Consider the following 12,383-nt stretch of genomic DNA (forward strand, 5'->3'; position numbering starts at 1 on the left):
CAATGTCATATGTTTGATACATCACTTCACACCAAATAAATAATTAAATAAAAACAATAACTTAATACAATGGCGAGATATTATTGTGAACAGCGTCGTATTTTACAAATACAATGATTAATAATATACAAAACAACACTCTCATTGTTGCTTATATGAAAATTTGATTATGACCACCATTAAATAAACGCTAAAAATTAAGTCTTTCATCAATAATAATTACCGATTTCCACCCCAAAAAAAGCCCCACAAGGTGGGGCCTCAGTCTCAAATATTGGTCTTTTTATGCGTTATTGATTAAATCGACGAGCTGTTCTTCATCCCAAATTTCAATATTTAACTCTTGAGCTTTGGTCAATTTAGAACCAGCGGCTTCACCTGCAACTAATAAATCAGTCTTTTTAGAAACACTGCCCGTCACTTTCGCCCCTAATGCCTGTAATGCCGCTTTAGCATCACCACGGGTTAATTGTGACAATGATCCTGTTAGCACAACAACTTTGCCATCTAGCGGTAATTCAACTCCTGCTTGCGGCTTTTCAATCACAGGCCAATGAATACCTTGTGCCAATAAATCATCAATAACGGCTGTATTGTGAGGTTCACGGAAGAAATTGAACAAATGAGCGGCAACCACTTCACCGACATCAGGTACTTTTATTAACTGATCTTTAGAGGCCAGACTGATCGCCTCTAATGTTTCAAAATAATTAGCAACATTAGCAGCGGTCGCTTCACCCACCTCACGAATCCCTAATGAATAAATAAACCGTGCAAGGGTTGTTTGCTTCGACGCAGATAAAGCATCAACTAATTTTTGCGCAGATTTAGGCCCCATGCGCTCAAGTACCGTTACTTCACCAGCACTAAACTTAAACAAGTCAGCAGGCGTCATCACCATCTCGCGATCAACCAATTGCTCTATCACTTTTTCACCACAGCCATCAACATCTAATGCTTTACGTGAAACAAAATGCTTTAGTGCTTCTTTACGTTGCGCTTGGCAAAATAAGCCACCAGAACAACGCGCTACAGCCTCTCCTTCAACACGTTCAACTTTAGATTGGCACACAGGACATTGTGTTGGAAAGACTATCGCAACAGCATCAGCAGGGCGACGAGATTCAACCACCGCGGCTATTTGAGGAATAACATCACCAGCACGACGAATGATCACCGTATCACCAATCATGACCCCTAAACGTGACACTTCATCAGCATTATGCAACGTCGCATTACTGACGGTAACTCCGCCAACAAATACTGGTTCAAGTTTTGCTACTGGTGTTATTGCACCTGTGCGGCCAACTTGAAATTCAACATTGTTTAAAATGGTCATTTCTTCTTGGGCTGGAAACTTATAAGCAATCGCCCAACGAGGTGCACGCGCAACAAAACCTAATTGTAACTGTAGATCTAACTGATCAACCTTGATCACAACCCCATCAATTTCATACCCTAATAATTGGCGTTTATCACCGATCATTTGATGGTACTCAATCACCGCCTCAATGCTATCAACCATTCTAATTTCTGGGCACATGGGTAGACCCCATGCTTTAAGCTGGCATAGACGTTGATATTGCGTGTCCGCTAATTCACGTCCCTCAACGACTCCTACCGCATAAGCATAAAAACTAAGTGGACGCGTTGCGGTAATTTTAGGATCAAGCTGACGTAAACTTCCGGCTGCAGCATTACGTGGGTTAGCAAAAGTTTTAAGGCCTTTTTTAAGTGCTTTGGCATTTAGCTCATCAAAGCCTTTCTTTGGCATAAAGACTTCACCACGCACTTCCAAACGCTGCGGCCAATCATCACCGCGTAAACGTAGTGGGATTGCACCAATCGTACGTACGTTATGAGTGATATTTTCACCCGTTGTACCATCACCTCGTGTTGCTGCTTGCACCAGAATGCCATTCTCATACAATAAACTTACCGCTAAGCCATCTAACTTAGGTTCGCAGCAGTAATGAATACTGCTGTTATCTCGTAATCGATCTTGAAGACGTTTTTGAAAATCACGTAAATCATCATCATTAAATGCATTACCTAATGATAACATTGGAATTTCATGGGTTACTTGAGTGAAACCGTCTAAGGCACTGCCACCAACACGTTGGCTTGGTGAGTCAGGTGTTACCCATTGTGGATATTCAGCTTCTATCGCCAATAACTGTTGCATCAGACGATCATATTCAGCATCCGGTACCTCAGGGTTATCTTCAACGTAATAACGATGGCCATGATAATCTAATTGTTGTTTTAAGCTGGCAAGTTGTTGCTGAAGGTCGGTGCTCATTTCAATTCCTACCTGAAGAAAATGTCGATTAATGACTCTGATTACAAAACAGTAAATCATTATAGTTATATCAGTAGATACAATAAAATTCAGGCCCCCGAAGGAGCCTGAATTTTTATCAATAATAATAGTTTATCAACTTAGCATTGATTATATTTTACTGATTTTTCTCGATATGCTGCAATACGATTTGGCGTGATCATGACACGATCTTGATCCATCACATCCGCATTAAGTTGATCAGCAATTTGCTGCGCTGTTTGCAACATCATATTGAAGTTACTTGATGCTTTACCATGACATGGCAACATTAAGAAAAAGCCAATACCAGGGGTTTCAAAATGCTGGTAGTTTGTTTCTGGAAATGTGCCCGGGTTAAGCAAATTAGTCACAGAGAAAATAACAGGCTCAGTACCCGCTAAATCAGCATGACGGTGAAAAACTGAATTTTCGCCAAAAATTAATCCATTACGCTCTAAACAAGCAAATAATGATGGCCCACGCAGCACCTTACCCTTACGAGCATGTACACAAACAGATAAATAACTTGGCGGTAGAGGTTCTGGCTCTGGTAATACTTCAGGTTCGATGATCGTTTCTGGCTCAGAAATAACCTCAGGCTCAGGTGTCACTACTGCAACAGCCTCCGCTTTGATCTCTTCTTCAACTGCTGGTGTAAAAATAGGAGTTGGAGCAGTCGTTACATCTTCTGCAATTGCTGGCTTAACATCCGCAACACTTGGTTGAGGCGCAACAGTAGGCTGAGGCGCAACACTTGGTTGAGGCGCAACACTTGGCTGAGGCGCAACACTTGGCTGAGGTGCAACACTTGGTTGAGGTGCAACACTTGGTTGGGGCGCAACACTTGGTTGAGGCGCAACACTTGGCTGAGGTGCAACACTTGGTTGAGGTGCAACACTTGGTTGGGGCGCAACACTTGGTTGGGGCGCAACACTTGGTTGGGGCGCAACACTTGGTTGAGGCGCAACACTTGGTTGGGGCGCAACAGTAGGCTGAGGCGCAACACTTGGTTGAGGTGCAACACTTGGTTGAACTGCAACAGTGGGCTGAGGCGCAACACTTGGTTGAACTGCAACAGTAGGCTTAGGTGTTGAGCCAATGTGCATTTGTGGTTCAATACGCTCATTTGCAACCACTTTTACAGGAGCGGTTGTACTTTGAGGCGCAGTTTCACCGAGTAATGGGTCATGTTGGGGACGTTCACCAAAACTAAAACCAGGCTCTTTACGTTTTGACACTGGTTTTGTTGTCATTGTAATAGTGTCTGCTTGGTTTGACTTAGTCTCAGTTACTTCCGGCGCAGTATTCACAACACGGACGTCACTAACACTCTCTTGGGCAATATCTTGACTCTCAAGATTTGCTTCATCTATTTTACTTAGTGGCTTCTCACCAAATTTAGCTGGTTTTTCTTTTCTACTTGTCCATAGACCATGAAAAAGAAGCGCTGCAATTGCTAACGCACCAACAATAATAAGAACCAGACGCAATTCCTGCATATGAATACTCTAAATTAACTCGTTGTCCCTTTACGGGGTTAATAATAGAAAAAAATCTACTAGGAAACTTAATATCTAGTTAGAATTTCTCACCGAATGACTTACTGTACCAAAACTCACTTGGCAATGAGAAGATGAATATCGAGATTCCATCAAGGATAGTGCCAGCTTGACGTTTTTTGTACAAATTTACATCATTTTTGTATTATGACTCATCCTTTTTATTTTGTTGTTAAAGTAGTGACAACAATTTTGTGGTTTGATTCCATCCTACCGCTACCGTTAACATTGATAAAGAAACCTAAACAAATGAACAGTAAAACACTAAAAAATGCTTGTTCAGGAGAAAGAAATGCCACAACAGCATAATGTACAACCAACAACCAGCGGTGCTGGTTATTTTTTTCAAGGCCTAAAACTCGCATCACAACCAGGAACGCGACGTTTTGTTCTTATTCCTTTATTGATCAATATTGTATTACTTGGTAGTGCTTTTGCCACCTTATTAGATCATCTTGGTGGTTGGATTAACCATTGGCTAAGCTACTTACCAAGTTGGCTTGATTGGCTGTCTTATATTTTATGGCCATTACTGGCAATTGCCGCTCTGGTGTCCTTCTCATACTTCTTTAGTACGATAGCTAACTGGATTGCTGCACCATTTAATGGATTGCTAGCTGAATACCTTGAGGCCAAACTCACAGGAAAAACACCGCCTGATGATAGTTTAAAAGCATTAATAAAAGATCTTCCTCGTACCATGGGTCGAGAATGGACCAAGCTTAAGTATTATCTACCTAAAGCGATTGGATTACTCATTTTAATGTGGATTCCAGCGATTGGCCAAACAGTAGCGCCAGTATTATGGTTCTTATTCAATGCTTGGATGATGACCATTCAATATGTAGATTACCCATTTGATAACCATAAAGTATCCTTCCCTGAAATGCGCGATGCTCTTAAACAAAAAAGAGGCCAAGCATTAAGTTTTGGCGCCGTTGTGATGTTATTAACCATGGTACCTATTATTAATTTATTTGTAATGCCAATTGCCGTGTGTGGCGCGACGGCAATGTGGGTTGATCATTACCGAAATCAATTCAAACGCTATTAATCTAAATTTATTACTCAAATAAGGTCAATCACGATTACTGTATTGACCTTTTTTGCTTTTATTTCTAATAAAAAAAATGCCACTTAAACAACAAAACACCACCAGATCTTACAACCTAAACACCCTTAATAGTATTAACTGTCACATAATAACAATAAGATATAACCATTAATTACTTTGCAAATATTGAGACAGGTATATGCTTAATCTATTCAACATTGAGTCTAATTTGTCACGAAGGAACGAAGTATGAGCAAAATATACGAAGATAACTCTCTCACTATTGGTAACACTCCGCTGGTACGTCTTAATCGTGTCAGTAACGGTAAGGTGCTCGCAAAAATCGAAGCACGTAACCCAAGCTTTAGTGTTAAATGCCGCATTGGTGCCAATATGGTATGGGAAGCAGAGAAAAATGGCTTATTAAAAGAAGGTGTTGAACTTGTAGAACCGACCAGTGGTAATACAGGCATCGCGCTGGCTTTTGTGGCTGCAGCTCGTGGCTATAAACTTACTCTCACCATGCCAGAAAGCATGAGTCTTGAGCGCCGCAAATTATTAAAAGCACTTGGTGCAACATTGATTCTCACTGAAGCGGCTAAAGGTATGAAAGGCGCAATTGATAAAGCAGAAGAAATTGTCAATTCAAATCCAAGTAAATATCTATTGCTACAACAATTTAATAACCCGGCTAACCCCGCTATTCATGAAAAAACCACAGGGCCTGAGATCTGGGATGCTACCGATGGCGAAATTGATGTCTTTGTCTCAGGTGTCGGTACAGGCGGCACAATTACAGGTGTAAGTCGCTATATTAAACAACAGCAAGGCAAAGCTATTACAGTGGTTGCAGTAGAACCATCAGAATCCCCAGTCATGACTCAAACCGTTAATGGTGAAACCGTTCAACCAGCACCGCATAAGATTCAAGGTATTGGTGCCGGCTTTATTCCTGGCAATCTTGATTTAGCACTGATCGATGAAATTGAGCAAGTTAGCTCGGAAGATGCGATTGATATGGCGCGTCGATTAATGGATGAAGAAGGTATATTGGCGGGAATTTCATCAGGAGCCGCCGTTGTTGCTGCAAATAATATTGCTGCTCGACCAGAATTTGCTGATAAAAACATTGTTGTTATTTTACCCAGTTCTGGCGAACGCTACTTATCTACAGCACTTTTTGCGGGTATCTTTACAGAAAAAGAAACCCAACAGTGATCACACTTTGTGATGTTATCTAGGTATATCTACCCTCAAAAAGGCCCTTTGCGGGCTTTTTTGTTGCATTTTATTCTTAGCTTTACTATAAAGCTGATGCGCTTTATTTTTAGCATCAAAATAAAAGGACAATTATTAGTCAATTTTGATTAATACTAAAAAAAGTTTTTCATAAAACTTTGACTTGGATTAAAGCTAAGACAGTATGTTATTAGGTAGTTTATACTGCTTACACAACATGCTGAGACTATAATCACAGCGGTTATAGCTTGTAAGGCAAACTATTAATATAACAAATATATCTAAATCGGGGTGAAATATGTATCAGAAGCAAGTTGAAATTACTGCACCAAACGGCCTACACACTCGTCCAGCGGCACAGTTCGTTAAAGATGCAAAATCATTTGAAGCTGACATCACAGTAACTTCAAACGGTAAAAGCGCAAGCGCTAAGAGCTTATTTAAGCTTCAAACTCTTGGCCTAGTTAAAGGTGCAGTAATTACTATTGCAGCTGAAGGTGCACAAGCTCAAGAAGCAGTAGATAAGCTAGTAACTCTTACAGAGCTACACGACGGCGCTGAAATCGCAATGTTCCGCGAAATCTAAGCTAAGTTTGTATACAAACGAGTTTCCAGTTTTTAGTTAATTTAAAGGTAAGGCTATGATTTCAGGTATCCTGGCGTCTCCTGGTATTGCTTTCGGTAAAGCATTGCTATTGCAAGAAGAAGAGATTGTTCTAAACAAAACTCCAATCGCTGCAGACCAGATCGATAACGAAATTCAACGTTTCTTCGACGCTCGAAAAAAATCTTCTGAGCAACTTGAAGTTATCAAAGAAAAAGCACGTGTCACCTTTGGTGAAGAGAAAGAAGCCATCTTTGAAGGTCACATCATGTTGCTTGAAGATGAGGAGCTAGAAGAAGAGATCATAGCCCTTATTAAAGATAAGCATTCAGCGGATTACGCGATTTATTCTATCATTGAAGAACAAGCGCAAACCCTTGAATCACTTGATGACGAGTATTTAAAAGAACGTGCAAGTGATATCCGTGATATCGGTAGCCGTTTTATTAAAAACGCATTAGGTATTAATGTTATTAATTTAAGTGCTATTGATGAGCAAGTGATTTTGGTTGCTAACGACCTAACACCATCAGAAACAGCACAAATTAATCTAGAGTTCGTTCTTGGCTTTATTACTGATATCGGTGGTCGTACTTCACACACCTCTATCATGGCTCGTTCACTAGAAATTCCTGCAATTGTAGGTACAAATAACATTACATCTTTAGTTAAGAACGGCGATATGTTAGTTCTTGATGCAATCAATAATCAGGTTGTTATCAATCCAACTGATGATGAATTAAACAAATTTAAAGCTATCCGTGATGCTAATAAAGCAGAGCAAGAAGAACTAGCTAAGCTAAAAGATCTTCCTGCAATTACACTTGATGGCAAGCAAGTTGAAGTATGCGGCAACATTGGCACAGTTAAAGACTGTGCTGGCGTTAACCGTAATGGCGGTGAAGGCGTTGGTCTATACCGTACTGAATTCTTGTTCATGGACCGTGATTCTCTACCTACAGAAGAAGAACAGTACCAAGCATACAAAGAAGTTGCAGAAGCAATGCATGGCGAGCCAGTGATTATCCGTACTATGGATATCGGTGGTGATAAAGATCTACCTTATTTAGATCTTCCTAAGGAAATGAACCCATTCTTGGGTTGGCGTGCAATTCGTATCAGCCTAGATCGTCGTGAAATCCTTCGTGACCAATTCCGTGCTATTCTGCGTGCGTCAGCACACGGTAAAGTACGTATCATGTTCCCGATGATTATTTCGGTTGAAGAAGTACGTACACTAAAAGCTGCTATTGAAGAATTTAAGGTTGAATTAACCGCTGAAGGTTTAGCGTTTGACACTAACATCGAGATCGGTGTTATGGTTGAAACACCAGCAGCCGCAGCGATTGCACACCACTTAGCGAAAGAAGTTTCTTTCTTTAGTATTGGTACCAACGATTTAACCCAGTATACTCTAGCAGTTGACCGTGGTAATGAGCTTATCTCTCATCTCTACAATCCACTATCGCCTGCTGTACTTACTGTGATCAAGCAAGTTATTGATGCTTCTCACGTTGAAGGTAAGTGGACAGGTATGTGTGGTGAACTTGCTGGCGACGAACGTGCAACCCTACTTCTATTAGGTATGGGTCTGGACGAGTTCAGCATGAGTGCTATTTCTATCCCTCGCGTTAAGAAAGTTATCCGTAATGCTAACTTTGCTGACGTTAAAGCAATGGCAGAGTATGCTTTAACTCTTCCAACAGCGGCTGAGATTGAAGAGCACGTAGAAAAATTCATCGCAGAAAAGACCATCTGCTAATAAAATATAGCTGCAGATAAAATAACAACGCTTAGGAGCAACGATATGGGCCTGTTTGACAAATTAAAGAAAATGGTTTCTGACGACAGCAGTGAAGCTAGTGTAATTGAAATTATCGCACCACTTTCTGGCGAAATCGTTAACATCGAAGATGTGCCTGATGTAGTATTTGCTGAAAAAATTGTTGGTGATGGTATTGCTATCAAACCAACTGGCAACAAAATGGTTGCACCAGTAAACGGTACTATCGGTAAGATTTTTGAAACTAACCACGCTTTCTCTATTGAGTCTGACGATGGCATCGAGCTTTTTGTTCACTTCGGTATTGATACTGTTGAACTTAAAGGCGAAGGTTTTACTCGCATCGCTGAAGAAGGCCAATCTGTTAAAGTTGGCGACACTATCATCGAATTCGATCTTGCACTTCTAGAAGAGAAAGCTAAGTCAACATTGACGCCAGTAGTTATCTCTAACATGGACGAGATCAAAGAGCTAATCAAGCTATCTGGTGCTGTAAACGTTGGTGAAACACCAGTACTACGCATCAAGAAATAAGATAGTTATTATCTTAATAAAAAACGCAGCTTTCTAGCTGCGTTTTTTTATATCTATTATAAATCCATCTTTGCTTATAAAAACACACTAAATCGCCTCTGTGCCACTTTCTCTATTCATCTTGATATATTACATCTCAATTTATTAAACCGCTCATAGGTAATACTAGCCCCATTAATTAAGTGATTATCCTTTAAAAACATTAGGTCAAAAACTTATTGTGAACGGCATAATACTATAGACATTATTACTGACTATTTATGAGCAGCCATAAAAAAACGCCACTATAAAATAGTCGCGCTTCTTATATATCATCATAATTCATATTTAATTGATGGCTTATGCTGTCATCACCTCAACTTGTAATTTAACATGTTCACAATTGGGTTCGCCAGATTCAAACAGCATTGGCATATTTAATCCTGTCGATAATGTTTGTGCCAAAATAGTTCGCCAGCCACCATCATCTAGTCGTTCTTGTACTTGTAACGCAATGCTAACACTTTCAGCTGAAACATCGAGTAATTGCGCACTGCCTACCACTTCACGGTATGAATGATGATTATTTTCACTTAAGCCTTCAAAAAAAATGGTTTCTTCGCCTGGCAATAAAGACAATGACGTATTAACCATTTGTCGTAATCGACAAGCACTGTGTATTTCAAAACTGACATCCAACAGCCAATCAGCCATCGCCAGTGGGCTCAATAATGAACTAAGAAATAATTGCCCTTTACCCATTGTTAACTTTTCCATTGCGATTACCTCTCTACAAGCTAATACGCAAACACATCTTTGACTCGTGAGCTTCGAACTAGATATAACCCTAGCCAAACCGTTAATAACAAGGTTAATGCACCAACCCAAGAGAATGCACCTTCACGCAACTGAAGTGGCATAGTTAATTTGGCCACCTAGTTAGAGGTGATATCATCACCTCATAATTTAATAGGTGACACTATGACTAAAAGAATACGCCCTAATTTTACACCTGAATTTCGATTAGAATCAGCACAACTCGTTTTAGACCAAGGCTACTCTGTAAAAGAAGCTGCGGAAGCAATGAATGTTGGTAAATCAACAATGGATAAGTGGGTTCGACAGCTGAAAGATGAACGTGGTGGAATGACACCGAAAGCAACACCAATGACGCCTGATCAGCTTAAAATTCGTGAATTAGAGAAGAAGATTAAACGGATTGAAATGGAGAAAGAAATACTAAAAAAAGCAACCGCTCTTTTGGCCTCGGACTCATTCAAAACTTCATATTAGTTGATGAATTAAAAGCTTATTATCCTGTATCTATCCTTTGTCATGTCTTTGATATTCATCGCAGTAGCTATAAATATTGGACTAAACGGCCTAAAACGCAGTCAAAAGAGCAAGTGCTATTATCTAGTGAAGTGAAGGCTGCACATCGTGCCAGTAGTGGCTCTGCTGGAGCCAGAACAATTGCAGGTATCGTTACGACTAAAGGCGTGCCGTTAAGTCGATATAAGGCAACTAACATCATGAAACAACTAGGATTAGTCAGTTGTCAGGTTAAAAAACATCGTTATAAAAAAGTAGAAAATGAACATTTAAATATTCCCAATACATTAGATCGCCAGTTTGCAGTTACTGAGCCTAATCAGGTTTGGTGTGGCGACGTGACATATATTTGGTCAGGACAACGTTGGTTGTACCTTGCTGTTGTGATTGATTTATTTGCCCGTAAAGTGATTGGTTGGGCAACGTCAGGCTCACCCAATACAGATCTAACAGGTAAAGCCCTTTCGATGGCTTATGAAGTTCGAGGGGCGCCTAAAAGTGTTATGTTTCATTCAGATCAAGGCTGTCATTACACAAGTAAACAATATCGCCGATTACTTTGGCGGTATCAAATTACACAAAGTATGAGTCGACGTGGAAATTGTTGGGATAACGCCCCAATGGAACGATTTTTTAGAAGTTTTAAAACAGAGTGGATGCCAACTGCGGGTTATCGCTCATCGAATGAAGCTAAAGTGGCGATCACTGAATATATTATCCGATATTACAACCAAGTCAGGCCCCATCAATATAACGGTGGCTTGACGCCTAATGAATCAGAACGCCGATTTAATAATGAATACAAATCAGTGGCCAATTTTACTTGACCACTTCAAACACGAGATGATATATTTGCAAAGCAAAATCGATACTGTAAGCAGCTATTAATAATTTTTTTCCATGCTGCCACAGATAATGTACAACTTTATTATTGCTATTACGCTGACCCGATAACCACATTAATAATAAGGCAGGACTTCCCAATACCATGCCTATATAAAGTGTCTCTCGAAGAGGATAAATCAACTCAAGCAATTGTCCGCCTTGGGTTCGACTCACCCCTGCCATGATAAAAATCACCAATGCTTTCGCATTAAAAATCAGCGCTAGCCATAGCATCTTATTTAGTTTTAACTGCCCATGATCATCATAAGCATTGATAGGATAAAGCAAACAACTTCCCTCTTACCTGTTTAACTCAATACGCATCAATTAAGATAACATCAATACACTATGGCTTAATTTCGACTCTAATCGATCACTGCATATTAAGTACTATTTAAGCGCTATTTTTGTGGAATACCGCACTTTTCATTTATGCATATTGCCGTATAAGTCACGTTTTTTGATCTAAAACCAACAAAAACAGGTTATTTCTCAACCAACACCTATGGCCCAAATAGGTTGGTTAATTCTTTTTAATCATAAAGTTACAATATGAATATAGTATTAACACTATGTTCATCTAAAACTGGAATTTTCATACAAAAAACCGTAAATATATAAATTTCAACATATATACCAACAACCATACATACAGCAACACTGCTGCTAAAATAAAGTAATCAGATATAATCACTCTTAATAACCATTTATCAATAAGGTCACTAGTGCGTATGACGACCATGAAAAAAAATACAGTACCTTCTGCAGAAACACAGATAGAAGCATTACGTGTTGCTAAAGCCACGCAAAAAGAAGGTCAAACAAAAGAGCAAACAAAACTTATCGCACAAGGAATTCAAAAAGGGATTGAACAATATAAAAAACAACAGAAAGCCAAAGCCAGAGAGCGCGATAAATTAAAGAAGAAAACTCAGCAAGTCAAAAATACTCAACTTGAAACCACCGCTAATACGTCATCATCAGCCCCACAAATTATCTATAAGCAACATTGGCTACCGTGGGGACTTATTATTGTTTCTTGGGTTGGCTTTGGGGCTTATTTAGCCTATACCAGTGCACTATGATGAGAG

The 12,383-nt window shown here is 39.7% G+C and carries 12 protein-coding genes; 7 read left to right on the forward strand and 5 right to left on the reverse strand.

The window, feature by feature from the left end; genetic code table 11:
* Positions 1 to 283: 283 nt before the first annotated feature.
* Positions 284 to 2,302: an NAD-dependent DNA ligase LigA gene (gene ligA / locus ACJZU6_RS12465; RefSeq protein WP_408900371.1), complete on the reverse strand. Its 2,019-nt coding sequence runs from the start codon at positions 2,300 to 2,302 to the stop codon at positions 284 to 286.
* Positions 2,303 to 2,442: 140 nt separating this feature from the next.
* The gene (zipA, locus tag ACJZU6_RS12470; RefSeq protein ID WP_408900372.1) at positions 2,443 to 3,822 is read right to left on the reverse strand and encodes a cell division protein ZipA; all 1,380 of its coding nucleotides are present in this window, start codon (positions 3,820 to 3,822) and stop codon (positions 2,443 to 2,445) included.
* 352 nt (positions 3,823 to 4,174) lie between these two features.
* Between zipA and cysZ the strand changes: the two genes are divergently transcribed.
* The 5 genes from cysZ (at position 4,175) to crr (ending at position 9,096) form a co-directional block, all read left to right on the forward strand.
* Entirely contained in the window at positions 4,175 to 4,936 is a 762-nt protein-coding gene (cysZ, locus tag ACJZU6_RS12475; RefSeq protein WP_080157064.1) for a sulfate transporter CysZ, read from the forward strand.
* A 249-nt stretch (positions 4,937 to 5,185) separates the two neighbouring features.
* Positions 5,186 to 6,154 (forward strand): cysteine synthase A, encoded by a 969-nt coding sequence (cysK, locus tag ACJZU6_RS12480; RefSeq protein ID WP_080157065.1) that lies wholly within the window; start codon positions 5,186 to 5,188, stop codon positions 6,152 to 6,154.
* Between the two features lie 319 nt (positions 6,155 to 6,473).
* Positions 6,474 to 6,761 carry an HPr family phosphocarrier protein gene (locus tag ACJZU6_RS12485; RefSeq protein WP_045037604.1) on the forward strand — a complete coding sequence of 96 codons (288 nt, stop codon included), beginning with the start codon at positions 6,474 to 6,476 and terminating at the stop codon, positions 6,759 to 6,761.
* Between the two features lie 55 nt (positions 6,762 to 6,816).
* Positions 6,817 to 8,541, forward strand: a complete 1,725-nt coding sequence (ptsI, locus tag ACJZU6_RS12490; protein WP_080157067.1) for a phosphoenolpyruvate-protein phosphotransferase PtsI — start codon at positions 6,817 to 6,819, stop codon at positions 8,539 to 8,541.
* 45 nt (positions 8,542 to 8,586) lie between these two features.
* Positions 8,587 to 9,096, forward strand: coding sequence for a PTS glucose transporter subunit IIA (crr, locus tag ACJZU6_RS12495; protein WP_080157069.1), 510 nt, complete (start codon positions 8,587 to 8,589; stop codon positions 9,094 to 9,096).
* Positions 9,097 to 9,435: 339 nt separating this feature from the next.
* On the opposite strand, the gene ACJZU6_RS12500 is transcribed toward crr, so the two are convergent.
* A complete protein-coding gene (locus tag ACJZU6_RS12500) occupies positions 9,436 to 9,852 on the reverse strand; it encodes a hypothetical protein (protein ID WP_235865868.1) in 417 nt (138 codons plus the stop codon).
* 20 nt (positions 9,853 to 9,872) lie between these two features.
* Positions 9,873 to 9,995 carry a DUF2919 family protein gene (locus ACJZU6_RS12505; RefSeq protein ID WP_408900373.1) on the reverse strand — a complete coding sequence of 41 codons (123 nt, stop codon included), beginning with the start codon at positions 9,993 to 9,995 and terminating at the stop codon, positions 9,873 to 9,875.
* Positions 9,996 to 10,056: 61 nt separating this feature from the next.
* On the opposite strand from ACJZU6_RS12505, the gene ACJZU6_RS12510 reads away from it, so the two are divergent.
* Positions 10,057 to 11,234 (forward strand): IS3 family transposase gene (locus ACJZU6_RS12510; RefSeq protein ID WP_408900069.1). Its coding sequence is split into 2 segments (ribosomal slippage): positions 10,057 to 10,315 and positions 10,315 to 11,234, totalling 1,179 coding nucleotides; the frame shifts between segments, so codons are not numbered across the junction.
* Here the strand turns inward: ACJZU6_RS12510 and ACJZU6_RS12515 are convergent.
* A complete protein-coding gene (locus ACJZU6_RS12515) occupies positions 11,227 to 11,580 on the reverse strand; it encodes a DUF2919 domain-containing protein (protein WP_408900374.1) in 354 nt (117 codons plus the stop codon). The genes ACJZU6_RS12510 and ACJZU6_RS12515 overlap by 8 nt on opposite strands.
* A 452-nt stretch (positions 11,581 to 12,032) precedes the next feature.
* Between ACJZU6_RS12515 and ACJZU6_RS12520 the strand changes: the two genes are divergently transcribed.
* Positions 12,033 to 12,377, forward strand: a complete 345-nt coding sequence (locus ACJZU6_RS12520; RefSeq protein WP_107276239.1) for a DUF2956 domain-containing protein — start codon at positions 12,033 to 12,035, stop codon at positions 12,375 to 12,377.
* The last annotated feature ends 6 nt before the right edge of the window (positions 12,378 to 12,383 follow it).

The sequence above is a fragment of the Photobacterium piscicola genome, from assembly GCF_046058925.1.
Lineage (GTDB): Bacteria > Pseudomonadota > Gammaproteobacteria > Enterobacterales > Vibrionaceae > Photobacterium > Photobacterium piscicola.

Coding starts and splice junctions, on each gene's coding strand:
- ligA (WP_408900371.1), bottom strand. CDS start 2,302: ATGAGCACCGACCTTCAGCAACAACTTGCCAGCTTAAAACAACAATTA.
- zipA (WP_408900372.1), bottom strand. CDS start 3,822: ATGCAGGAATTGCGTCTGGTTCTTATTATTGTTGGTGCGTTAGCAATT.
- cysZ (WP_080157064.1), top strand. CDS start 4,175: ATGCCACAACAGCATAATGTACAACCAACAACCAGCGGTGCTGGTTAT.
- cysK (WP_080157065.1), top strand. CDS start 5,186: ATGAGCAAAATATACGAAGATAACTCTCTCACTATTGGTAACACTCCG.
- ACJZU6_RS12485 (WP_045037604.1), top strand. CDS start 6,474: ATGTATCAGAAGCAAGTTGAAATTACTGCACCAAACGGCCTACACACT.
- ptsI (WP_080157067.1), top strand. CDS start 6,817: ATGATTTCAGGTATCCTGGCGTCTCCTGGTATTGCTTTCGGTAAAGCA.
- crr (WP_080157069.1), top strand. CDS start 8,587: ATGGGCCTGTTTGACAAATTAAAGAAAATGGTTTCTGACGACAGCAGT.
- ACJZU6_RS12500 (WP_235865868.1), bottom strand. CDS start 9,852: ATGGAAAAGTTAACAATGGGTAAAGGGCAATTATTTCTTAGTTCATTA.
- ACJZU6_RS12505 (WP_408900373.1), bottom strand. CDS start 9,995: ATGCCACTTCAGTTGCGTGAAGGTGCATTCTCTTGGGTTGGTGCATTA.
- ACJZU6_RS12520 (WP_107276239.1), top strand. CDS start 12,033: ATGAAAAAAAATACAGTACCTTCTGCAGAAACACAGATAGAAGCATTA.